Genomic DNA, 20,751 nt, shown 5'->3' on the forward strand with positions numbered 1-20,751 from the left:
TACGGCTCCAACGCCTGACCGAGGCGGATGGCACCGGGGGTGGTGAACTGGCCATGCGTGCCGAACAGAAGGTCGGCACGGTCGCCTACCGCCTCGCGGATGGCTTTGCAGAAGGCGATGGATCGGGTGATGTCGGACATCGCCGGCTCGTGCCCGCCGCGGATGGTGTAGGGGCCGGCGGGGTCGAACTTGACCGCGGTGAAGCCCTGGTCGACAAAGCGGATCGCCGCCGCGGCCGCTGCATCCGGTGAGACCCAGAATTCGGCCGATTCCTTGCCTGCCTCGGGGTAGAGGTAGGTGTAGCTGCGGATGCGGTCGTTCATCTTGCCGCCCAGGAGTGCCCAGACCGGGCGGTTGCGCGCCTTGCCCAAGATATCCCAGCAGGCGATCTCCAGCCCGGAAAAGGCGCCCATCACGGTGGGATCGGGGCGTTGGGTAAAGCCGGAGGAGTAGGCGCGGCGGAACATCAGTTCGATGTTTTCGGGGTTTTCGCCTGCCATGTGGCGTTCGAAGACATCCTCGATCACCGCCTGCATCGCCTTGGGCCCGACGGTGGAGGCATAGCATTCGCCGTAGCCCACGATGCCGGTGTCGGTGGTCAGTTTCGGGAAGATCCAGTAGCGCCCGCCCCAGCCCGGAAACGGCGGGGCGACGACGAAAATCTCGAGGTCCTTGAGCTTCATCGGGTGGCCTTTCGATCTGGCGAGGCAGCGGTGGCTTCCGGCCCCCCACACCCCCGTGAGTATTTGTGCAAAGACAAGCTATGCGGAGTTGGGATATGGAACCCCACTGATTGCGACATCTCTTGACGTTTCAGGCGGGTTTGTTCGCTTGCTGGGGCCAGATCTTTGGGCCGAGGACGTGCAGCGCGATGCAGCACAGCATCAGGCCCGAAGCCAGCAGGAAGGGTGCGCCGGGGGCGAAGATCGGCGCATCGGGCCGGGTGAAATGCGAGAAGGTGGAGGTCATGATCAGTGGCGAGGTGATCATCGCGATGGCGTTCAGGCTGGACAGGACGCCCTGCACCTCGCCTTGGGCATTGGCGGGGGCGGAGCGGGAGGCGAGGGCTTGCAGCGCCGGGGTGACCACGCCGCCAAGTGCGGTGACCGGGGTCAGCGCCAGCGCGAGGATGGGGGAGACCACGAGGCCCAAGCCAGCGAGGGTGATGACATTGACCCACATGCCGTAATGCGCGGCGCGGTGTTCGCCAAAGCGGCGGATCAGCGGGCCGACCAGCAAGGCCTGGCCCAGCGCAAAGGACACGCCGTAAACCGCGAGTGACACACCGACCATGCCATTGTCCCAGCCAAAGCGGGCCTGGCCGTAATAGGCCCAGACCGCCGGATAGACGTTCATCGCGATGCCGAGAATCACAAAACAGGCCAGCGTCAGGCGCACCCCGGGCAGGCGGCTGACCGCGCGCAGCGCGCCGAGCGGGTTGGCGCGGGCAAGGCTGAAGGGACGGCGCGTGGCTTCGGTGATCGTTTCGGGCAGCACGAAATAGCCGAAGAACAGGTTGGCCGTGGCCAGACCGGCGGCGACATAGAACGGCGCGCGGGTGTCGATCCCGGCCAGCAGCCCGCCGATCAGCGGGCCCAGCACGAAACCCACGCCAAAGCCTGCGCCGATCAGACCAAAGCGGCTGCCGCGCTTTTCGGGAGGGGTGATGTCGGCGATGTAGGCGGCGGCGGTAGAGAAAGTGGCGGCCGTGATCCCCGCGACGACGCGGGCGGCAAGCAGCAGCCAGATCGTCGAGGCCAGCGCCATCACCAGATAGTCCAACGCCATCACAACGAGCGACAGGAGGAGGACGGGGCGGCGACCGAACCGGTCTGACAGGGCGCCGATCAAGGGGCCGAACAGAAACTGCATCACGGCAAAGGACGTGGCCAGGGTGCCGCCCCAGAGGGCCGCCTGTGACAGCGACAGCCCCGTCACCTCGCGGATAAGGTCGGGCATCACCGGAAAGATCACGCCAATCCCGATTGCATCGAGCGTGACGGTGCCAAGGATGAAGGCAAGGGCGAGGCGGGGGTTGGCCATTGAAGCTTTCGAAAAGATCAAGTCGGTGCAGCGAAGGAGTGCGTTAGATCACATAGAAAACATGATTTGTGCAAGCCGGACAGAAAGCGCGTCGAAGGATGTACGGGCTTGTCAGACATGGCCGATGCGGGTCAGAAACCCGGTCAGGGCAGCGGCGAAGGCGGCGGGCTGATCGACCGGGGGCAGATGACCTGCGCGCCGGATCAGTTGGAAGTCGGCACCACGGATCAGGTCGGCCAGTTCGCGCTGCATGTCGGGTGGGGTGGCCGCGTCCTCCGCCCCTGCCAGCACCAGCGTGGGCAGGGTAAGTGTGGCCGTGGTCTGGTAGAAATCGCTGCCCCCCACCGCCGAGGCCACCCCCATCCAGCCTTCGGGATCGGTGGTTTCCAGCAAGGCCCTGATCGCGGGCATCCCTGCGGCCTCGCGCCAGCGCCGCCCGAACGTCTGCTCCATCGCCGGATCGAGGATTGCGGCGATGCCGTTGACGCGCACGAAGGCCACCCGTTCGGCCCAGATATCGGGCGTGGCAATCCGTGTCGCGGTGTTCGACAAGACGAGGCCACGCACCAGATCGAGCCGCTTTACCGCCAGCCCCTGCGCCACCAGGCCACCCACCGAGAGGCCGACAACCACTGCATCCTTCAAGCCGAAATGATCGATCAGGCGTTCGCAATCATGGATCAGGGCGCCCATGGTATAGGGGGCGGGCGGAGCGTCAGACTGGCCATGGCCGCGCAAATCATAGCGCAGCACGCGCAAGGGCGGCAGATGGCTGAGCACCGCGTCCCAAAGCGTAAGGTCGGTGCCCAGCGCGTGAATCAGCACCAAGGGTGGGGCAGACGCGGGGCCTTCGAGGACCGCGTTCAGGCGCAGGTCGTCCAGATAGATCAGTGCCATGCTTCAGCCAAACCTTTGCAACACAGTTCGAAACAGGTCCGGATCGACATTGCCGCCAGTGGCCGTGCAGACCACGGTGTCGCCAAGGTCGGCGCGGAACAGGCAGGCCGCGAGGGCCACCGCACCGCCCGGCTCCAGTACCAGCCCGAGATGCGAAAACGCCAGTGCCATCGCGCGCATCGCTTCGTCATCGCTGACCACAAGCCCCGGACCGGCAAGCCGTTGCAGCACCGGAAAGGTCAAAAGCCCCGGTGTCGGCGTCAGGATCGCGTCGCAGATCGAGCCGGTGGCCGCCGGGTTGCCAAGCCGCGTCCCGGCCGCAAGCGAGCGGGCCATGTCATCAAAACCGGCAGGCTCGGCGGTTCTGACGCGCATTTGCGGCGCGCGCGACTGCAGCGCCAGCGCGATCCCGGTCGACAGCCCGCCGCCGCCGCAACAGACCACCACGTCCGCCGCCCCTACCCCGGCGTCTGCCGACTGGGCCGCGATTTCGAGGCCCACGCTGCCCTGCCCGGCAATCACCTCGGGGTCGTCGTAGGGTTTGATCAGCGTGAGGCCGCGATCAGCTGAAAGTTGGGCACCGATGGCGTCGCGGTCATCCTGCCCGCGCCGATACAGCACCACTTCGGCACCGTAAGCACGGGTATTGGCGATTTTGACCTGGGGCGCGTCGGTGGGCATGATGATCACGCAAGGCGCGCCGAGCCGGGCGGCAGACAGGGCTACCCCCTGCGCATGGTTGCCGGAAGAAAAGGCGATGACCCCGCGCAACCGGACCTCTGGCGCGAGAGCGGACAGCGCCGCCCAGCCGCCGCGGAACTTGAAACTGCCGGTCAGTTGCAGGCTTTCGGCCTTGATGAACACCCGCCTCCCGGCGATCCGGTCCAGCAATGGCGCGTTCAGCAGGGGTGTCAGGCGGGCGTGGCCTTGCAGGCGGGCAGCGGCGGCCTCGATCCGGGTGATGTCGGTCATTGCAGGGCCTTAAGAAAGGCGTGGATCGCCGCGAGGGACTGAGGTTCGTCGAGGAACGGGATGTGCGCGCGCCCCTGCACTTCTGCAAAGATCATGTCGGGGCGGCGGCGCAGCATTTCGGCGGCCGTCTGCGGGGTAAGAAGGTCGGAGTTGGCACCGCGGATCAGCGCCAGCGGCAGGCCGGCCAGCGCGTCGAACATCGGCCAGAGGTCCACCGGCGGCCCATCCAAGCCTTTCACGAATGCGTCGCGCAGGGCCGGGTCATAGCGCAGGCGCAGGCCGTCCGGCGTTTCGACCGCAAGCCTGCGCGCCTCATCCAGCCAGCGGCTGTCGGGCACGTTGCTGAACCCCGGGCTGCGCGACAGACGGGCAGCATAGTCGGCATAGGTCCTGCCCGCCGGGGTGCGCCCGACATAGTCGGCGATCCGCGCCAGTCCCGCGCGGGCGATGTCCGGGCCGACGTCGTTCAGGCACAGGCCAAGCATCCGATCCCGCGCGACCGCGCCCAGCAGCATCCCGATCAGCCCGCCGCGCGACGTGCCAAGGATCGCAGCCTTCGCCACGCCCAGATGATCCAGGAGCGCCAGCGCGTCCTTGGCTTCTTGCGCGACGGTGTAGGTTTCGGCGCCAGTCCAGCCGCTGTCACCCCGACCCCGGTAATCCATGCGGATCACCCGGCAGGGCGGCAGGTGCGGCATGAGATAATCGAAATCGGCCATCGTCCGGGTCAGGCCGGGCAAGCACAGCAGGGCCAGACCCTCACCCTTATCGGAATAGGCCAGCGCGCAGCCGTCAGCCGCCAGAAACGCCGTCATACGATCACCGGCAGGCGCGCGAGGTCGGGTATGATGTGATTTGGCCCGTGCGGCAGCCGGTCCATCGGCAGCCCCGCGCGGTTTACCCAGACCGTGGCAAAGCCATAGCGCGAAGCGCCCGCAACATCCCAGCCGTTGGCCGAAACAAAGAGAACGCGGTCGCGGGCCACGCCCAGACGCGCCTCGACCAAGGCGTATGCGGCGGCGGCAGGTTTGTAGATGCCCGCATCTTCGATCGAGATGGCCATTTCGATTGCGTCGGTGATCTGCGCCGAAGCCATCGCGGAAGCCAGCATTCCCGGCGTGCCGTTCGACAGGATGGCCAGCCGCAGGTCGCGTGATTTGAGAGTGGCCAGCATCTGCGGCACTTCGGGGTAAAGCGGCAGCCGGTCATGCAGCGCCAACAACAGCGCCCTGAGTGTGCGGTCGTGTAGGCCCAGCGCCTCAAGCGCATAATCCAGTGCGTCGGCGGTCACTTCGGCGAAGTCGGCATGCGCCTGCATCAGGGTGCGCAACCAGCTGTATTCCAGTTGCTTGCGACGCCAGATCTCGGCCAGGGCGGGCCAGTGATCCGCCAGCGCCTCGCCGCCCGGTTGCGCCGCCGCCAGCCGTGCGCTGGCCGCCACGTCAAACAGCGTGCCATAGGCATCAAAGACCACGGTCTTGCGGTGCGGCATGGGCGGGCGTCTCTCTCTCCGGTTGTGCGCACCGTGGCACGGCAGGGCGGGCGTGGAAAGGGGGGGACCCGAGCCACATCGCCGAACCCGGTGGCGCGGCATTCAAACGCTTGTAGCGGGCGCAGCCTAAGCTTAAGTCACGTCCGGCAAGGAGACCGGCAGCATGACCGACACCAACGGTACCCTCGAGGACCGCCCAAAATCCAAGCAGGTCGGCGCGCTGCGCGGATTGGCACCGTTTATGCGGCCCTATCGCGGGATCACGGTGCTGGCGCTGCTGGCGCTGGTGTTGACGGCCAGCGTCAGCCTGGTGCTGCCGTTGGCGGTGCGCCGGGTGGTTGACGGCTTCAACCTCGGCGACGCGGTGTTGCTGGACCAGTACTTTGCGGCGGCACTTGGTATTGCCGCACTTCTCGCGCTGGGAACGGGATTGCGGTATTACCTTGTGACCCGGCTTGGTGAACGCGTGGTGGCCGACATTCGCCGCGCGCTGTTTGACCGGGTCTTGGGGATGAGCCCGGCGTTCTTTGAGCGCATCATGACCGGTGAGGTGTTGAGCCGGATCACCACGGACACCACGCTGATCCTGTCGGTCATCGGGTCGTCGGTCTCGGTGGCGCTGCGCAATGTGCTGATGCTGATGGGCGGGCTGGTGATGTTGTTCCTGACCTCGGCCAAGCTGACCGGGCTGGTTCTGCTGATCGTGCCGGCGATCGTGGTGCCGATCATCGTGCTGGGACGCAGGTTGCGCCAGTTGTCGAAGGAAAATCAGGACTGGATTGCCTCGTCGTCCGGGTCGGCGTCGGAGGCGCTGTCATCGGTGCAAACGGTGCAGGCCTTTACCCACGAAGACCAGACCCGCGCCGATTTTGCGACTGTGACCGAGAAGTCGTTCACGTCTGCCAAGACCCGGATCGGCACCCGCGCGGTGATGACGGTGATCGTGATCTTTCTGACCTTTACCGGCATAGTCGGCGTCTTGTGGATCGGCGCGCGTGATGTGCGGGCCGATGCGATGACGGTGGGAGAGCTGATCCAGTTCGTCATCTATGCGATCATGGTCGCGGGTGCAGTGGGTGCGTTGTCGGAAATCTGGGGCGAGTTGCAGCGTGCCGCAGGTGCCACCGAACGGCTGGTGGAACTGCTGAACACCGATGACGCGGTGCAAGACCCTGCCCGCCCGGTGCCCCTGCCCCGCCCAGCGCGCGGCGAGATCGCGTTCGAGGATGTGACCTTTCGCTATCCGGCGCGCCCGGAAACTTCGGCGCTGAACGGGATCAGCCTGACGGTGCGGCCCGGCGAAACCGTGGCGCTGGTCGGCCCTTCAGGGGCTGGCAAGACCACGATCCTGCAACTGATGATGCGGTTTTATGATCCGCAATCGGGCTGGATCACGCTGGACGGGATCCCCTTGACCGCGATGTCGCGGGCGGATTTCCGGTCGGTGATTGCGCTGGTGCCGCAGGATCCGGTGATCTTTGCCGCCTCGGCCCGGGAAAACATCCGCTTTGGTCGCCCCGACGCAAGCGATGCCGAAGTGGAAGCGGCGGCGCATGCGGCGGCGGCGCATGATTTCCTGCTGGCGCTGCCGCAGGGCTATGACAGCTATCTTGGCGAACGCGGCGTGATGCTGTCTGGCGGACAGCGCCAGCGGGTGGCGATTGCCCGCGCCATCCTGCGCGACGCCAAACTGCTGCTGCTGGATGAGGCGACATCGGCGCTGGACGCGGAAAGCGAACGCGCAGTGCAGGCTGCGGTGGAACGGCTGTCCGAAGGCCGCACGACCATTGTGGTGGCGCACCGTCTGGCAACGGTGAAGCGTGCGGACCGGATCGTGGTATTCGACAAGGGCCGCATCGCCGCCATCGGCACGCATGACGCGCTGGTGGCGGAAGGCGGGCTTTATGCCCGTCTGGCGCGGTTGCAGTTCACCGACGGCGCCGTTTGACGTTGCGTTTGTTGCCCCTGGGCGCGTGACAAACACACTTGGCAAACCCGTTCCGGCACCCCATCTTCGTCTGAAGCCTCCGCAAAAAAGGGGGCACTAAGGGGAGGATACAATGGACGCTTTCGCGACACTCGCGGACCTGGAGGCTATCGAGGCCGAAATGCCTTGGGCTGAACGCGCAATGCCGCGATCGATGTATGAATTCCTGAGCCGTGCCCGCGACAGGCATGGTGCCCGCCCGGCGATCAGCTTTCAGTTGCTGTCAGGCCCGACGACGAAATCCGAAACCGTGACATGGAGCGAATTGCACGGCCAGGTCACCCAGGTCGCGAACATGTTTCGCGCGCTTGGGGTCGGCGAAAAGGATGTTGTCGCCTATGTCATGCCGAACGCGCTGGAAACCGCGCTGACGCTGTTTGGCGGGGCGGTGGCGGGGATCGTCAACCCGATCAACCCGCTGCTGGAGGCCGAGCAGATCAGCGCCATCCTGCGGGAAACCAAGGCGAAGGTTGTGGTCACCGTGCGCGCGTTCCCCAAGACGGATCTGCCGCAAAAGGTGGCCGAAGCGGTGAAATTTGCCCCCGGCGTCAAGACCGTGCTGGAGGTGGACCTGCTGCGCTATCTTGGCGGGGCGAAGAAATTCATCGTGCCGCTGATCCGCCCGAAAAACCCGATCAGCCACAAGGCCGATGTCAAATCGTTCCGGGTTGAGATGGCAAAGATGCGGGCGGACCGGCTCGACTTTGCCGATGTGACCGAAGACCGCGTGGCCGCCTATTTCCACACTGGCGGGACCACCGGCATGCCAAAGGTCGCCCAGCACAAGGTGTCGGGCATGGTCTACAACGGCTGGATCGGGTCGCGGTTGCTGTTCAAGGAAAGCGATGTCCTGCTGTGCCCGCTGCCGCTGTTTCACGTGCTGGCGGCCTATCCGGTGATGATGTCGATGATCATGGCGGGCGCGCATGTCGTGTTCCCGACGCCGCAGGGCTACCGTGGCGAAGGGGTGATGGACAACATCTGGAAGCTGATCGAGCGCTGGAAAGTGACCTATCTGATCACCGTGCCGACCGCGCTGTCTGCCATCATGCAGCGCCCGATCAATGCCGATGTATCGACCCTGCGCAACGCCATCTCCGGCTCGGCTCCGTTGCCGATTGAGCTGTTCAACCGGTTTGAAAAAGCCACCGGCGTGCAGATCATCGAGGGCTACGGGCTGACCGAATGCACCTGTCTTGTCGCCATCAACCCGCCCGGCGGCAGCAAGAAGATCGGGTCGGTCGGCCTGCCCTTCCCGTACACGCGCGTCCGCATCCTGACCAGTCAGGGGGCCATCGGCTACCGCGAATGCGCGGTGGATGAGGTGGGGGAAATCTGCGTCTCCAGCCCCGGCGTGTTCGAAGGCTCTACCTACACCGAGGCGGACAAGAACCGCGAGCTGTTTGCCGACGGACGGTTCCTCAAGACCGGCGATCTGGGGCGGCTGGACGGCGACGGCTATCTGTTCATCACCGGGCGCGCCAAGGACCTGATCATCCGTGGCGGCCACAACATCGACCCCGCGCTGATCGAAGAGGCGCTGATGGGGCATCCGGCGGTTGCCTTTGTCGGCGCCATCGGCCAGCCCGATGCGCATGCGGGCGAACTGCCTGCGGCCTACGTGGAGCTGATCGCCGGGGCCAGTGCCTCGGTCGACGAGCTGATGGCCTATGCCACCCATCACATCAACGAACGCGCCGCCCAACCGAAGTATGTCGAGGTGCTGCCAGAACTGCCGAAGACCGCCGTTGGCAAGATCTTCAAGCCTGATCTGCGCAAACTGGCCATCGCGCGCATCTATGACGCGGCATTGGCCGAAGCAGGCATCCCGGCGCGGGTCGCCGCTGTGGTGGAAGACAAGAAACGCGGGCTGGTCGCAAGGCTGGAAAAATCCGGCGCTGTCGACGATGCCAAGGTCAGCAGTGTCCTGGGCCAGTTCAACAACCCGTGGGATTGGGCCGCCTGATCCAGCTTTCTCGCCGATTACCGGCAACATGACGACAAGTTTCATTTGCCTCGTTCCCGTTCCCGCGCGAAAAGTGGGTTTGGGAAGGTTAATCGGGGTGGTTGAAATGATGTCACGGATCGCAATGGCGGCAGCCGTCATGATGGGGTTTGCCGGTTCTGCAATGGCCCAGCAGTCAGAGGTGCTGTTTTCGCACAAGCACTGGAAGGTTGAAATTGTGGGGTGGGATGACGGCTCGCTCGGCTGCGTGGCAGAGGTGTCAGCGCCGGGGGAAAGCTTCTCGGTCTGGACCTTCCCGGATCAGTCGGTGCAGTTGCAGTTCTATTCCACCGCCTGGCAGTTTGCCGAAGGCACCACTGCCAACCTGCAAGTACAGATCGACCGGCGCGCACCATGGAACCTGAACAACGCCGAGCTTTACCAGAATTCGGTGCTGTTCAACCTGCCTGACAGCCGTGCAGGCGTGGACTTCATTGTTGAAGTGGCCCGAGGCAGCCGACTGTACCTGCGGGCTGATGACGGATCGGATGTGCAGAACTATTCGCTTTCCGGTTCCAGCGCGTCGATCGATGCGTTGATCCAATGCGGCGACGTGCTGTCAGGGCAATCTGCCAACCCGTTCAACTAAAGCGGATCGGTCATAGCGCGTCGGTGTCCATCCAGATGGTGACTGGCCCGTCGTTGACCAAGCGAACCGCCATATCCGCCCCGAACACGCCATTGGCCACCGGCACCCCTTCACCTGCCAGAGTGGCGCTGAACACCTCGTAAAGCCGCTTGCCGCCTTCCGGTGAGGCGGCGGTGGAAAAGCCCGGACGATTGCCGCGCAGATCGGCGGCAAGGGTGAACTGGCTAACCACCAGGGCAGCGCCGCCGATATCACGCAGAGACAGGTTCATCTTGTCTGACCCATCGCGAAACACCCGCAGCTTGGCCACTTTCACGGCCAGCTTTGCAGCCTCGGTCGCGCCGTCCCCTGCCATCGCGCAGACGAGGATCAGGAAACCGGCGCCAATCTCGCCCACAACCTCACCGGCCACAGTAACCGAAGCTTCGGTGACGCGCTGGACAACCGCTCTCACAATTCATGCGCCCAGGGCGGGTTGGCCCCGGCACGGCTGACCGTGATCGCCGCTGCGCGGGTGCCCAGCGACAGTGCTGCGTCCAGAACCGCATCCGGCACGCTTGCAACCCCGGCCTTGGTCAGCATCCCGGCCTGATGCAGCGCAGCCAGCGCGCCGGCGTTGAACGTATCGCCCGCGCCCACGGTATCCGCGACCTTGACCAGCGCTGCCGCCACGAACCGGTCTTGCGACGCGGTGATCGCACGCGCGCCCTTGGGCCCTTCGGTGATGAACACGATCTTCGGCCCCTTTGCGATGATCGCCCGTGCCAGTGACAGCATATCTCCCGCGCCAGTCAGCCAGTGCAGATCCTCATCTGACAGCTTTACGATATCGGCGCGTGCCACCATCCGGTCGATCCGCGCGCGGTAGGGGACCTCCTTGCCCGCGATAAAGCCGGGGCGAATGTTCGGGTCGATCATTGTCACGCGCGCCCCGCATTCCCGCGCTTGAAGTGCCTCATAGGTTGACGCGGCGGGATCGTTCACCAGGCTGATGCCGCCAAAGAACAGCGCCTCGGTGGTATCGGGCAGAACCGGCAGATCGGATTCCGCCAGCATGCGCCCGGCGGTGCCCTCATCGTAGAATGCGTAGGTGGCCTGGCCATTCACCAGCTTTACGAACGCCACCGTCGTTGGCCGTTCAGACCGGGCGCACAGCGAGATGTCCACATTCGACGCCAGCAGCGTATCAGCAAGCACATCGCCAAGCATGTCTTTGGAAACGCCGGAGAAAAATGCCGACGGCGCGCCGAGCCGCCCAAGCGCCATGGCGGTGTTGAACACCGCGCCACCCGCATAGGGGGCAAAACACGCTTCACCCAGCGTGGAGGTGCGCGGCAACATGTCGATCAGGGCTTCACCGCAGCTGAGAATCATTGTCGCGTCCTATTGGTTTCAGGCGGACTTTAGAACACGCCACACTGTGAGCGCAAACATCACGATGCGGGAGCGGGTTGATCGGGTTTTGGCCGCAAAAGCATGCCTGAGTTTGATCGGCGTCAAGGCAGGCCCCATCGATCCAAGCGATGCTGAGGGCGTGCGCGAAAACTCTGGAAAGGAGAGTTCCAATGGTTGAAAAGTCATCTGCGAGTGGCTTCTGGCCCTCGCTCTACGATCCGTTCCGGCTGGCGGGTTCCAGGCTCGCCGACTGGTTGGCCCCGGCCTCCGAAGCGTCGCACGGCGACGACGGCTATCGGATATCGATGGAACTTCCCGGGGTTTCCGAAGACGAAATTCATCTTTCGGTCGAGGATGGATTGGTTCAGATCACCGGTGAAAAGAAGACGTCGCGTGAAGAAAAGGGCGAGACGTGGTATTTCAGCGAACGCCAGTTCGGCAGTTTCAGCAGATCCTTCCGGCTGCCTGCGGATGCTGACCCCGCAGGCGTGAAGGCCCAGATGAAAGACGGAGTATTGACCGTCACGATCCCTAAACGACCAGCCGCAGCAGCGGCGGCCAAGCGGGTTCCGATTGCGAAGGGCTGACTTCAGGCGGTGAAGTAGCGGCTCAGATTGGCCCGAACCCTGGCGAGCGGGGTGTCTCCACTGGTGTCAGGGTGAAATTTCTGGCCTGTGATGGCCTCGAACGCATCGATGTAGACCTTTGAGGTTTTCTCAATCATTTCAAAGGGTATCTCGGGGATCTGGTCTTTGTAGGGGTCACAGCGTGCGGCCACCCAGCTGCGGATGACATCCTTGTCAAAGCTGGGCGGACGGGTGCCTGCGCGGAAAGCGGCATCGTAACCGGACGCCAACCAGTAGCGGCTGGAATCCGGCGTGTGAATTTCGTCGGCCAGAAGGATGGTGCCGTCAGCCTCGGTTCCGAATTCATATTTGGTGTCCACCAGGATCAACCCGCGTTTTGCCGCCATCTGTTGTCCGCGCGCAAACAGCGCCAAAGACTTTTCACTAACCTCATCCCATTGCTGTCTGGTTAATAGGCCGGTGCGGATAATCTCCTCCGCCGTCAGCGGCTCGTCATGGCCACCGTCGAAGGCCTTCGAGGTGGGGGTGATGATCGGCTGCGCCAGCGCCTGATTGTCGCGCAGCCCGCCAGGCAGGGTGTGACCGTACATCTGGCGTAAGCCCTTGCGATATTGGGTCAAAATCGAGGTCGAGGTGGTGCCGGCAAGATAGCCGCGGACCACGATTTCCACCGGCAGGATGGTGACACGTTTGCCGAGCACGACGTTGGGATCGGGGTAGCTGATCACGTGGTTGGGGGCGATGTCGGCGGTGTGGTCGAACCAGTAGCGCGCGAGTTGGGTGAGCACCTGGCCCTTCCAGGGGATCACCGCGAGGATCTGGTCGAAGGCCGAGATCCGGTCACTGGAAATCAGCAATCGGGTATTGTTTTCAAGATCGTAGCAGTCCCTCACCTTGCCGAAATAGGGGTTCGGAAGGTCCGGGATGCGGGCATGGGGGAGGGTGCGCTGGATCATGCGGGTTTGTTGCCGCCGCACGCGCGCCTGTCAAGGGCAGTTGAGCGAGCCGCGCACCTCTCCACTATCGCCCTGCAGCGAGGATTCCGTGAGTTTGCAACCGGTTACCTCGGGTATCAACTCGATCATCGTGGCGCGGATTGCCTGGTGTTCACCGCGTTTTGCATAGCCCAGACGGATCACTTCGACGCGTTCGGCCTTTTGGATGACCACGTAATTGCGCCCGTCGCGGGTCACCTCGGTCTTGGTGCCGCCAAAGAATTCCGGGGCCGTTGACGCGCCGCAGGCGGTGAGGAATATCAAGGGGATAAGGGCTTTCATTACCCCAGTCTGACGGCTCAGGGTTAACGGGGGGTTAACGTCTACGGCGCGTCTTCTTTCCGTCTTCCTTGCGTCTCCACGCGCGCTGCGTTTGCGGGCCGTTAAGACCTCGGCGCAAAACTGCCCACAAAGGAGATCGCCATGCCCCGCAAACAGACCCCCCGGCAGACCGCCCACAGCACCTATATGATGGACGTGATGCGCCGTCTGGAATGGGACCTGCACAACACCGTGGAGCTGACCGGGCGCATCCCGGAAGCGTGGCACGAGATCGCCCGCGCCACCCCCCGCACCGCGAAACAGCGGGTCAACCTGGCGCTGGAGACGGATGTGCTGCGGTTCTTCCGGTCGATGGGCGAGGGGTATGGGCCGCGGATCAACGATGTGCTGAAAAGCTACATGCATGCGCGGCTGGCGGGGCTGATCCGGGGGGCGGAGACGACGAACCACCACCGCAAGCGCCAGGAGGACCATGACGGCGACAAACCGGCCTTCGGCGACATGGCGCGGGCGCTGGGCGAGACGTGGGAGGATGACGGCCCCGCCGCCCCGGAGGCGCTGCGGGCGCGCTGGGTGGAAGCGATGCAAAAGCGCCACGCCAAGGACGGGCTGCCGGACGGGGCCGGCGTGGACATCAGGCTGCGCTGAGGCGGGAACCCGGTGGCATGCTGGCGCGTTGCCCAAGGCAATCGTCGAAAGGATCACCCGATGAATCACGCCGCCATTGTGCTGCCGCTGCTTGCGCTGCTGACCACCGCCGCCTGCGAAACCGTGCAGGGCGCGGGGCGCGACCTGACCACTGCGGGCAAGGTCATCACCCAGCAGTCGCAAGAAACGCAGTCGGGGTATTGAGCCGATCCGCCATGGGGTGATGCGGCCCGCACTATGCAGCCCGCCCGCCCCACGCTAGCCTGCCATCAGGACGCCCGGGCCTTTCCCGCGCCACATAAGGATGAGTTTCATGCAGATCACCCTCTGGAAAGCCGTCGCCGTACTGCTGGCCGTCACCACCCTCACCGCCTGCGCCCCGCTGCTGATCGGCGGCGCCGGAGCGGTGGTCGCCGACGAGGTGATCGAGCAGGATCAGGGCGGGGATGGGTTGTTTTAAGTTCGCCCGAGCAGCGGGTGAGGTGAGGTTGATTTTCGTACAGACATGACATATGGTCCGTTTCTGCCATTTTGTAAGAAACGGACACTGCCATGATCGAAGTCACGGTATCGGAAGCGCGGGACAATCTTGCCGACCTGTTGGGCAAGGTCCAACACGGGCATGAGGATGTGACGATCAAGAAGCATGGCAAGGCCGTGGCGGTGATGATCTCGGTCGAGGCGATGGCGTATTACGAGCGGCTGGAAGATGCGGAGCTGGCGCGGCTGGGGGATAAGGCTTACGCGGAGTATCTGGCAAATCCGACCGCAGCACGGACCATCGAAGAGATCATGGCCGAAGACGCCGCACAGACCGCCGCTGAATGAGTCGTTTTCGCGTTGAGGTCGCGCCCGCAGCCGACAAGCAACTGGCGAAGGTCAAGGACCGGGTTCTGAAAGCCCGGCTTTTGCGTGCGATCTACGACCTCGGGGACGACCCACGCCCGTCAGGGTGCCTGAAGCTGGCCGGCGAGAGCGACCAATGGCGGGTGGGGGATTGGAGGATCGTCTACCGGATCGAGGACGGACGGCTGGTGGTGGTTGTGGTGCGGGTGGGTGTGAGGGGTGGGGTTTATGGGTAGGGGGTGGGGTGGCACCCACCCTACGCTTGCTATTGTTGTTTTATGGTCGCGGACAAATTTGGAAAGTAAATTGAAATTGGGTTGTCAACAGCATCGGGGTTCTCAAGAGCTTGCCTGATTTGCGCCGAAACCTGCGCTATATAGACGGGGAGCTTTGGTACAAACGTGTAAATGTCCGAATCGTCAATCTTAATGGTTCGGCTTTGATTTATGTCGAACGGAATCCTGTCTCTTGATCGCATTATTTGAACCGTTGGCTTACGCATTAGATGCCTAATTGCCAGTTCATAGAATACATTTGGATTACTAAACGAGAGATCCACTATTACCAACCTCGCATTTATAATGTAGTCCAGAATCTGGCGCGTAATGATACCAGGAGTATCAATGCCATCGGCTCGAAGTAGCTTGAGTTTGGACTGCTCCAATGCAGGTTCAACAACCGAGGCAGAAAACAGATCAGCATGCCGCCTAGTGTCGCTACCGTCCTCTCCTATCGGAGAAATGTAAAATGCTGTAGTTTCATAGTCGGCGCGGTCTGCGGTTATCACAGGGTGAAATACTTCGGGCCGATCCCTTGTGGGTTCACCGACCACAGTCGATGCGTGCAATACCCGCTCTTGCTTGCTAGGTAATTCATCTAGCCTCATATCAAGCGAGATGACGCGCTCAGCCCCTGACAAGGTTTTTAGAAGACCAACGTCTCTCAGGTTAACTATAAGTGTATCAACTGCCTCTTCGGCTGAATCTGCAGTAACATCAAATTCTTTGATTTTGTCCACTAGAACTGCTGTGGCGGGTAGCTTATTCCCGACAAGCGTCAAATAAACACTATTGAAAGGAGGTATTGAAGTAATCGCCGACTCGATCTTGGCCCTCTCTTGTTCTCGCGCCGAAACGTTATGACCAACAACTTTAAGACCCAAATCCGTGATCTCAATGTATTCCGCAGCGTAGCTTCCCTTTGTCAATCCATACTTCGCAGAATTTGTGATCCATTGGCGACTTGACCCACTGTCAGCAGACTTGCCGAGCTGATCAAACAGCGTGAGTCGACGAACGGCTTGTCCACTTCCTACATCGTAAATCTTCTTAACGAATTCCAAAGACTCCGAAAAGACTGACGCCGGAAATGCCCGGTTCACGCGAGTTCTCTTTTTCTCTGCGGCGGATTCAGTCATTTCTACCTCAATCCATTATCGCAGAAGTAGAGCACACTACCCATCCATCTTCAACGCCGCAATAAACGCCTCCTGCGGGATCTCCACCTTGCCGAACTGGCGCATCCGCTTCTTACCCGCCTTCTGCTTCTCCAAAAGCTTCTTCTTCCGGGTGGCATCCCCGCCGTAGCACTTGGCGGTCACGTCCTTGCGCATTGCCGACAGCGTCTCGCGCGCGATCACACGCGCGCCAATCGCCGCCTGGATCGGGATCTTGAACATGTGGCGGGGGATCAGGTCTTTAAGACGCTCCACCATCGCGCGGCCGCGGGCTTCGGCGCGATCACGGTGGACCATCATCGACAGGGCGTCGACGGGTTCGTCGTTGACCAGGATCGACATCTTGACCAGAAAATCCTCGCGGTATTCCGAGATCACGTAGTCGAAGGAGGCATAGCCCTTGGAGATCGATTTCAGCCGGTCATAGAAATCGAACACCACTTCGGCCAGCGGCAGGTCATAGACCACCATGGCGCGGGAGCCGGCGTAGCTGAGGTCAAGCTGGATGCCGCGGCGGTCCTGGCAGAGCTTCAGGATATCGCCGAGGTATTCGTCAGGGACCATGATGGTGGCCTTGATGCGCGGCTCGTCGATGTGATCGACGTAGGTCAGGTCGGGCATGTCGGCGGGGTTGTGCAGATCGCGGACCTCGCCGTCCTTCATGTGCAGGTGGAAGACGACCGAGGGGGCGGTGGTGATGAGATCAAGGTCGTATTCGCGTTCGAGCCGGTCGCGGATCACCTCGAGGTGGAGGAGGCCGAGAAAGCCGCAGCGAAAGCCGAAGCCGAGGGCGGCGGAGGTTTCCATTTCGGAACTGAAGCTGGCGTCGTTGAGCGAGAGTTTCTCGATCGCCTCGCGCAGGTTCTCGAAATCGGCGGCGTCGACGGGGAAAAGGCCGCAGAAAACCACGGGCTGGGCGGGTTTGAAACCGGGGAGCGGAGCGTCGCAGCCCCGGCGTTCATGGGTGATGGTGTCGCCGACACGGGTGTCGCGGACCTGCTTGATGGAGCCGGTGAGGATGCCGATCTCTCCGGGCCCAAGTTCGTCGATATCGACCATCTGGGGTTTCAGGACCGCCAGCTTGTCGATGCCGTAGACGGCGTTGGTCTGCATCATGCGGACGCGGTCGCCCTTGCGGACCACGCCGTCCATCACGCGGATCATCACGACAACGCCGAGGTAGGCGTCGTACCAGCTGTCGACGAGCATCGCTTTCAGCGGCGCGTCGCGGTCGCCTTTCGGGGCGGGGAGGCGGGTGACGATGGCCTCCAGCACGTCGGGGATGCCGAGGCCGGATTTGGCGGAGATCAGCACGGCATCGGAGGCGTCGAGGCCGATGACGTCCTCGATCTGCTGGCGGATGCGTTCGGGTTCGGCCGCGGGCAGGTCGATCTTGTTCAGCACGGGGACGATTTCATGGCCCGCATCCAGCGCCTGATAGACGTTGGCGAGGGTCTGCGCTTCGACCCCTTGAGAGGCATCGACGACGAGAAGCGAGCCTTCGACAGCGCGCATGGAGCGGGAGACCTCATAGGCGAAGTCGACATGGCCGGGGGTGTCGATCAGGTTCAGGATATAGGTCTTGCCATCCTTGGCCGGGTATTCGATCCGCACCGTGTTGGCCTTGATCGTGATGCCGCGTTCACGTTCAATATCCATGCTGTCGAGCATCTGCGCCTTCATATCGCGCGCAGCCACCGTGCCGGTCATCTGGATGAGCCGGTCGGCGAGGGTGGATTTACCGTGGTCGATGTGGGCCACGATGGAGAAGTTGCGGATGAGATCAAGCTGGGTCATGGGCGTGCGTATAGCGTGAAGGACAGGGCCGGGAAAGGGGGGGCGACGGACCGTGAAGCCACCCCGTGGGAATGGCGCGCGATGCGTCACGATGCCGCGTATTGCCACGGGGCAACACCGCTATTGTGCACGTGCAGCAATTCAGCGACGGAGTCTACGGCGATGGACGATCAGGCAACGTTCGCCCCGGCCTTTCCCGCGCCGTTGGGCTATCCGCAGGGCGCGGTGATCGTGGCACCGCAACAGCGCCTGGCCTTTCTGCATCAGGGCCGCACGACCGTGCCCGGAAGCCATACTGCCGCCGATATCTGGCGGCTGATGATGGCGCGACCGATCCCCGGCCTGCGGCAGGCATTCTGGCTGCGCGATGCGATATCGGCGCGGTTCGGCGTAGCGAGGATTGGGGGGTTTTCCGGGACACGTCAGACCGTCACCAAAGGTGGCAAGCTGGATTTCTTTCTGGTCGAGGATGTGCGCGATGGCGCCCTGGTGCTGACCGCGCGCGACCGGCATCTGGACGTGATGATCAGCATCACTGCCACGCCTGCCGGCCCGGCGACCGATGTGGGGATCACGGCGTCCGTCATCACGCATAACGCCTTTGGCCGGGCCTACATGCTGCCCGTGGCCCCTGCGCATAAGTGGATCGTCGCTGCAATGCTTGGACGCATGCAGCGAGCGGCCTGACCGGAGCTTTTCAATCACAGCCCCTTGCCTGCGGCGAAGTGGCGGTCACGGCGGCGGGCACAGATGCGCGATTTGCGTGCTTGATCGCGCTGTGCATCTGGGCAAGTCTGGGACCGATAGCAGGAGGCCCGACATGGACGAGAAAGACTTCGGCCACGAAGACTCCCGCGGCCACTGGTCCCCGGAACGGCCGATTTCCTACGGCCCGGCGTTCGACTGGCCGCCGGACCCCAAGCGGCTGGGGAAGTGGTTGTTCGGCTTTCCGGGGTATTTCCTGCCGTGGAACGTGTTCTATGCCGCAATGGCGCTGGTCTTGTGGAGGTGGTTTTCGCCCGGCCTTGAGACGACGCAAACTCTCGCGCCCGGCTGGATCATCGCGCTGTTCATCCGCAACGAGATTCTGGCGGTGCTGGTGTTTGGTGCCTGGCATCTGTGGCTTTATTCGTGGAAACGGCAGGGCACGCAGTTCAAGTACAACCGGCAGTTCCCGAGGGAAAAGTCTCCGGGGTTCCTGTTCGGCAACCAGACCTGGGACAACATGTTCTACACGCTGGCGAGCGGCGTGCCGATCTGGACGGCCTATGAGGTGCTGCTGCTGTGGGCCTATGCCAACGGCTGGGCGCCGATGGTGACCTTTGGCGAAAGTCCGGTCTGGTTCGTAGCGGTGTTCTTTGTGGTGCCGCTGATCCATGAGGTGGGGTTCTACTTCTGCCATCGGCTGCTGCACTTTTCGCCGCTGTACGAGATCGCGCACAAGCTGCATCACCGCAACATCAACCCCGGCCCATGGTCGGGGCTGTCGATGCACCCGTTGGAGCATCTGGTGTATTTTTCGACCATCCTGCTGTTCTTCATCATCCCCAGCCATCCGGTCCACATGATCAACCTGGCCTCGCGGCTGGGGGTGGCACCGGCGCAGGGCCATACCGGGTTCGACCGGGTGGTGCTGGGCGAAAAGGCCAGCTTTGAGGCCAGCTATTACGCGCATTACCTGCATCACAAGTACTTCGAGGTGAACTATTCGGATGGCATGGTGCCGCTGGACCGTTGGTTCGGGTCGTTCCATGACGGCACGCCAGAGGCACATGAGGCGATGAAGGCGCGGCGGCTGCGGCGCAGCGCCTGAGGGGGGCTTACCCTTGCGGCGGCTGGCCGAAACGGTAACTGGCAGCGTGGTCGGGGACGGCCAGACCCGGGTCAAGGTCCGGGACGGGTTCGGGCGGACCCATCGTCAGCTGGATCGGCAGCACGCCGGCCCAGACCGGCCAGGCGCGGTCTTCCGGCGGGTCGGTCGGCGGGCCGGCAGAGATTTTGGCCGAGGCTTCGCTGAGCGGCAGCGACAGGATGCGGGTGGCTTTCAATTCCTGCGCGGTCATTGGGCGCAGCTGGTCCCAGCGGCCGGGGAACATCTGGTCCATCATCGCGCGCAGATGCGCGGATTTGGCGGCGGTATCGGTCACCTCGACTGCATCGCCGAAGATCATCACCGAGCGGTAGTTGACCGAATGCTCCAGGCCAGAACGCGCGAGGACCATGCCGTCGGTCAGGGTGACGGTGACGCAGCAGGGGGTGCCGCGCGCGGTTTTCAGCATCCGGCTGGCGGCGGAGCCGTGCCAGTAGATCCGGTCGCCCTCGCGCCATTGCAGGGTGGGGGTGACGACCGGGCAGCCTTCGAGGACGTAGCCCACATGCGCCACGGGCATCGCATCAAGGATGGCATCGATGCTGGTGCGGTCGTAGGCCGCCTTTTCGTGCAGGCGCTTGGCGCGGGTGCGGGGGGTCGGGGCAGAAGGTTTTGCGGCTGCGGCTTTTGCGGCGGGCATGCGGATCTCCGGTGTTGCAGGAAAACCCTAACCTGACGGGAGGCGAGGGGAAAGTACGGGTAGGGTGGCCGCCCAGCCGCACGGCGACCACTCTATCTGGTGGAAGCCTACCCTGTTCTGCCCCACGGCTTGCGGACTTCCGCCGAATGCAGCCAAACCACTGTCATAGCTTGAAAAATCTCTGCCGAATCGGCATTATCTCTGGCAGATAATGACCGGTGGCGGAGGGAAATCCCCAAGCCCGGCAATG

24 protein-coding genes are annotated in these 20,751 nt (G+C 63.2%); 11 read left to right on the forward strand and 13 right to left on the reverse strand.

What is annotated here, in order from left to right:
• The 6 genes from RMO18_RS04130 to RMO18_RS04155 all read right to left on the reverse strand — a co-directional run.
• On the reverse strand, positions 1-683 hold a 683-nt coding region (locus tag RMO18_RS04130; protein WP_309664087.1), incomplete at its 3' end, for a mandelate racemase/muconate lactonizing enzyme family protein.
• A gap of 130 nt (positions 684-813) precedes the next feature.
• On the reverse strand, positions 814-2,043 hold the full coding sequence (locus RMO18_RS04135; protein ID WP_309664089.1) for a TCR/Tet family MFS transporter: 1,230 nt from the start codon (positions 2,041-2,043) through the stop codon (positions 814-816).
• Positions 2,044-2,154: 111 nt separating this feature from the next.
• Complete coding sequence (gene pcaD / locus RMO18_RS04140) at positions 2,155-2,940, reverse strand: 3-oxoadipate enol-lactonase (RefSeq protein WP_309664091.1); 786 nt, start codon at positions 2,938-2,940, stop codon at positions 2,155-2,157.
• Between the two features lie 3 nt (positions 2,941-2,943).
• Complete coding sequence (locus tag RMO18_RS04145) at positions 2,944-3,912, reverse strand: threonine/serine dehydratase (RefSeq protein WP_309664092.1); 969 nt, start codon at positions 3,910-3,912, stop codon at positions 2,944-2,946.
• Positions 3,909-4,727 carry an alpha/beta hydrolase gene (locus RMO18_RS04150; protein ID WP_309664094.1) on the reverse strand — a complete coding sequence of 273 codons (819 nt, stop codon included), beginning with the start codon at positions 4,725-4,727 and terminating at the stop codon, positions 3,909-3,911. Before RMO18_RS04150 ends, RMO18_RS04145 begins: the two co-directional genes overlap by 4 nt.
• The gene (locus tag RMO18_RS04155) at positions 4,724-5,404 is read right to left on the reverse strand and encodes a haloacid dehalogenase type II (protein WP_309664096.1); all 681 of its coding nucleotides are present in this window, start codon (positions 5,402-5,404) and stop codon (positions 4,724-4,726) included. The genes RMO18_RS04150 and RMO18_RS04155 overlap by 4 nt, the downstream gene beginning before the upstream one ends.
• Before the next feature lie 163 nt (positions 5,405-5,567).
• Here RMO18_RS04155 and RMO18_RS04160 point away from each other — a divergent pair, with 163 nt between their 5' ends.
• From RMO18_RS04160 to RMO18_RS04170, 3 genes are all read left to right on the forward strand, one after another.
• A complete protein-coding gene (locus RMO18_RS04160; RefSeq protein ID WP_309664098.1) occupies positions 5,568-7,352 on the forward strand; it encodes an ABC transporter transmembrane domain-containing protein in 1,785 nt (594 codons plus the stop codon).
• A gap of 112 nt (positions 7,353-7,464) precedes the next feature.
• The gene (locus RMO18_RS04165) at positions 7,465-9,357 is read left to right on the forward strand and encodes an acyl-CoA synthetase (protein WP_309664100.1); all 1,893 of its coding nucleotides are present in this window, start codon (positions 7,465-7,467) and stop codon (positions 9,355-9,357) included.
• Positions 9,358-9,463: 106 nt separating this feature from the next.
• Complete coding sequence (locus RMO18_RS04170; protein ID WP_309664102.1) at positions 9,464-9,985, forward strand: hypothetical protein; 522 nt, start codon at positions 9,464-9,466, stop codon at positions 9,983-9,985.
• A gap of 10 nt (positions 9,986-9,995) precedes the next feature.
• Here the strand turns inward: RMO18_RS04170 and dtd are convergent, their stop codons facing one another.
• The gene (gene dtd, locus RMO18_RS04175; RefSeq protein ID WP_309664103.1) at positions 9,996-10,439 is read right to left on the reverse strand and encodes a D-aminoacyl-tRNA deacylase; all 444 of its coding nucleotides are present in this window, start codon (positions 10,437-10,439) and stop codon (positions 9,996-9,998) included.
• Complete coding sequence (locus tag RMO18_RS04180) at positions 10,436-11,359, reverse strand: carbohydrate kinase (RefSeq protein WP_309664104.1); 924 nt, start codon at positions 11,357-11,359, stop codon at positions 10,436-10,438. The genes dtd and RMO18_RS04180 overlap by 4 nt, the downstream gene beginning before the upstream one ends.
• A 191-nt stretch (positions 11,360-11,550) precedes the next feature.
• On the opposite strand from RMO18_RS04180, the gene RMO18_RS04185 reads away from it, so the two are divergent.
• Positions 11,551-11,967 carry an Hsp20/alpha crystallin family protein gene (locus tag RMO18_RS04185; RefSeq protein WP_309664106.1) on the forward strand — a complete coding sequence of 139 codons (417 nt, stop codon included), beginning with the start codon at positions 11,551-11,553 and terminating at the stop codon, positions 11,965-11,967.
• A gap of 2 nt (positions 11,968-11,969) precedes the next feature.
• Here RMO18_RS04185 and RMO18_RS04190 read toward each other — a convergent pair whose 3' ends face one another.
• Positions 11,970-12,923 carry a phosphoribosylaminoimidazolesuccinocarboxamide synthase gene (locus RMO18_RS04190; protein WP_309664107.1) on the reverse strand — a complete coding sequence of 318 codons (954 nt, stop codon included), beginning with the start codon at positions 12,921-12,923 and terminating at the stop codon, positions 11,970-11,972.
• A 30-nt stretch (positions 12,924-12,953) separates the two neighbouring features.
• Positions 12,954-13,244 (reverse strand): hypothetical protein, encoded by a 291-nt coding sequence (locus RMO18_RS04195; protein ID WP_309664108.1) that lies wholly within the window; start codon positions 13,242-13,244, stop codon positions 12,954-12,956.
• 141 nt (positions 13,245-13,385) lie between these two features.
• Here RMO18_RS04195 and RMO18_RS04200 point away from each other — a divergent pair, with 141 nt between their 5' ends.
• The 5 genes from RMO18_RS04200 to RMO18_RS04220 all read left to right on the forward strand — a co-directional run bounded on the left by RMO18_RS04200 (position 13,386) and on the right by RMO18_RS04220 (position 14,974).
• Positions 13,386-13,892, forward strand: a complete 507-nt coding sequence (locus RMO18_RS04200; protein WP_309664109.1) for a BrnA antitoxin family protein — start codon at positions 13,386-13,388, stop codon at positions 13,890-13,892.
• 60 nt (positions 13,893-13,952) lie between these two features.
• Positions 13,953-14,096: an entericidin EcnAB gene (locus RMO18_RS04205; protein WP_309664110.1), complete on the forward strand. Its 144-nt coding sequence runs from the start codon at positions 13,953-13,955 to the stop codon at positions 14,094-14,096.
• A gap of 109 nt (positions 14,097-14,205) precedes the next feature.
• Positions 14,206-14,352 carry a hypothetical protein gene (locus tag RMO18_RS04210; RefSeq protein WP_309664111.1) on the forward strand — a complete coding sequence of 49 codons (147 nt, stop codon included), beginning with the start codon at positions 14,206-14,208 and terminating at the stop codon, positions 14,350-14,352.
• Positions 14,353-14,444: 92 nt separating this feature from the next.
• A complete protein-coding gene (locus RMO18_RS04215) occupies positions 14,445-14,720 on the forward strand; it encodes a type II toxin-antitoxin system Phd/YefM family antitoxin (protein WP_309664113.1) in 276 nt (91 codons plus the stop codon).
• Positions 14,717-14,974: a type II toxin-antitoxin system RelE/ParE family toxin gene (locus tag RMO18_RS04220; RefSeq protein ID WP_309664114.1), complete on the forward strand. Its 258-nt coding sequence runs from the start codon at positions 14,717-14,719 to the stop codon at positions 14,972-14,974. Before RMO18_RS04215 ends, RMO18_RS04220 begins: the two co-directional genes overlap by 4 nt.
• 29 nt (positions 14,975-15,003) lie before the next feature.
• Here the strand turns inward: RMO18_RS04220 and RMO18_RS04225 are convergent, their stop codons facing one another.
• Positions 15,004-16,155, reverse strand: coding sequence for a hypothetical protein (locus RMO18_RS04225; RefSeq protein WP_309664115.1), 1,152 nt, complete (start codon positions 16,153-16,155; stop codon positions 15,004-15,006).
• Positions 16,156-16,191: 36 nt separating this feature from the next.
• On the reverse strand, positions 16,192-17,991 hold the full coding sequence (lepA, locus tag RMO18_RS04230) for a translation elongation factor 4 (RefSeq protein ID WP_309664116.1): 1,800 nt from the start codon (positions 17,989-17,991) through the stop codon (positions 16,192-16,194).
• Between the two features lie 162 nt (positions 17,992-18,153).
• Here lepA and RMO18_RS04235 point away from each other — a divergent pair, with 162 nt between their 5' ends.
• Together RMO18_RS04235 and RMO18_RS04240 are read left to right on the forward strand one after the other, a co-directional pair.
• Positions 18,154-18,678, forward strand: a complete 525-nt coding sequence (locus RMO18_RS04235) for a DUF2867 domain-containing protein (RefSeq protein ID WP_309664117.1) — start codon at positions 18,154-18,156, stop codon at positions 18,676-18,678.
• 133 nt (positions 18,679-18,811) lie between these two features.
• Positions 18,812-19,804 carry a sterol desaturase family protein gene (locus RMO18_RS04240; RefSeq protein WP_309664118.1) on the forward strand — a complete coding sequence of 331 codons (993 nt, stop codon included), beginning with the start codon at positions 18,812-18,814 and terminating at the stop codon, positions 19,802-19,804.
• Positions 19,805-19,811: 7 nt separating this feature from the next.
• On the opposite strand, the gene RMO18_RS04245 is transcribed toward RMO18_RS04240, so the two are convergent.
• Positions 19,812-20,501, reverse strand: coding sequence for a pyridoxamine 5'-phosphate oxidase family protein (locus RMO18_RS04245; protein WP_309664119.1), 690 nt, complete (start codon positions 20,499-20,501; stop codon positions 19,812-19,814).
• Positions 20,502-20,751 lie beyond the last annotated feature (250 nt).

The sequence above is a fragment of the Tabrizicola sp. genome, from assembly GCF_031377265.1.
Classification (GTDB): Bacteria; Pseudomonadota; Alphaproteobacteria; order Rhodobacterales; family Rhodobacteraceae; genus JAUYQR01.

Coding starts and splice junctions, on each gene's coding strand:
- RMO18_RS04135 (WP_309664089.1), bottom strand. CDS start 2,043: ATGGCCAACCCCCGCCTCGCCCTTGCCTTCATCCTTGGCACCGTCACG.
- pcaD (WP_309664091.1), bottom strand. CDS start 2,940: ATGGCACTGATCTATCTGGACGACCTGCGCCTGAACGCGGTCCTCGAA.
- RMO18_RS04145 (WP_309664092.1), bottom strand. CDS start 3,912: ATGACCGACATCACCCGGATCGAGGCCGCCGCTGCCCGCCTGCAAGGC.
- RMO18_RS04150 (WP_309664094.1), bottom strand. CDS start 4,727: ATGACGGCGTTTCTGGCGGCTGACGGCTGCGCGCTGGCCTATTCCGAT.
- RMO18_RS04155 (WP_309664096.1), bottom strand. CDS start 5,404: ATGCCGCACCGCAAGACCGTGGTCTTTGATGCCTATGGCACGCTGTTT.
- RMO18_RS04160 (WP_309664098.1), top strand. CDS start 5,568: ATGACCGACACCAACGGTACCCTCGAGGACCGCCCAAAATCCAAGCAG.
- RMO18_RS04165 (WP_309664100.1), top strand. CDS start 7,465: ATGGACGCTTTCGCGACACTCGCGGACCTGGAGGCTATCGAGGCCGAA.
- RMO18_RS04170 (WP_309664102.1), top strand. CDS start 9,464: ATGATGTCACGGATCGCAATGGCGGCAGCCGTCATGATGGGGTTTGCC.
- RMO18_RS04180 (WP_309664104.1), bottom strand. CDS start 11,359: ATGATTCTCAGCTGCGGTGAAGCCCTGATCGACATGTTGCCGCGCACC.
- RMO18_RS04185 (WP_309664106.1), top strand. CDS start 11,551: ATGGTTGAAAAGTCATCTGCGAGTGGCTTCTGGCCCTCGCTCTACGAT.
- RMO18_RS04190 (WP_309664107.1), bottom strand. CDS start 12,923: ATGATCCAGCGCACCCTCCCCCATGCCCGCATCCCGGACCTTCCGAAC.
- RMO18_RS04195 (WP_309664108.1), bottom strand. CDS start 13,244: ATGAAAGCCCTTATCCCCTTGATATTCCTCACCGCCTGCGGCGCGTCA.
- RMO18_RS04200 (WP_309664109.1), top strand. CDS start 13,386: ATGCCCCGCAAACAGACCCCCCGGCAGACCGCCCACAGCACCTATATG.
- RMO18_RS04205 (WP_309664110.1), top strand. CDS start 13,953: ATGAATCACGCCGCCATTGTGCTGCCGCTGCTTGCGCTGCTGACCACC.
- RMO18_RS04210 (WP_309664111.1), top strand. CDS start 14,206: ATGCAGATCACCCTCTGGAAAGCCGTCGCCGTACTGCTGGCCGTCACC.
- RMO18_RS04215 (WP_309664113.1), top strand. CDS start 14,445: ATGATCGAAGTCACGGTATCGGAAGCGCGGGACAATCTTGCCGACCTG.
- RMO18_RS04220 (WP_309664114.1), top strand. CDS start 14,717: ATGAGTCGTTTTCGCGTTGAGGTCGCGCCCGCAGCCGACAAGCAACTG.
- RMO18_RS04225 (WP_309664115.1), bottom strand. CDS start 16,155: ATGACTGAATCCGCCGCAGAGAAAAAGAGAACTCGCGTGAACCGGGCA.
- lepA (WP_309664116.1), bottom strand. CDS start 17,991: ATGACCCAGCTTGATCTCATCCGCAACTTCTCCATCGTGGCCCACATC.
- RMO18_RS04235 (WP_309664117.1), top strand. CDS start 18,154: ATGGACGATCAGGCAACGTTCGCCCCGGCCTTTCCCGCGCCGTTGGGC.
- RMO18_RS04240 (WP_309664118.1), top strand. CDS start 18,812: ATGGACGAGAAAGACTTCGGCCACGAAGACTCCCGCGGCCACTGGTCC.
- RMO18_RS04245 (WP_309664119.1), bottom strand. CDS start 20,501: ATGCCCGCCGCAAAAGCCGCAGCCGCAAAACCTTCTGCCCCGACCCCC.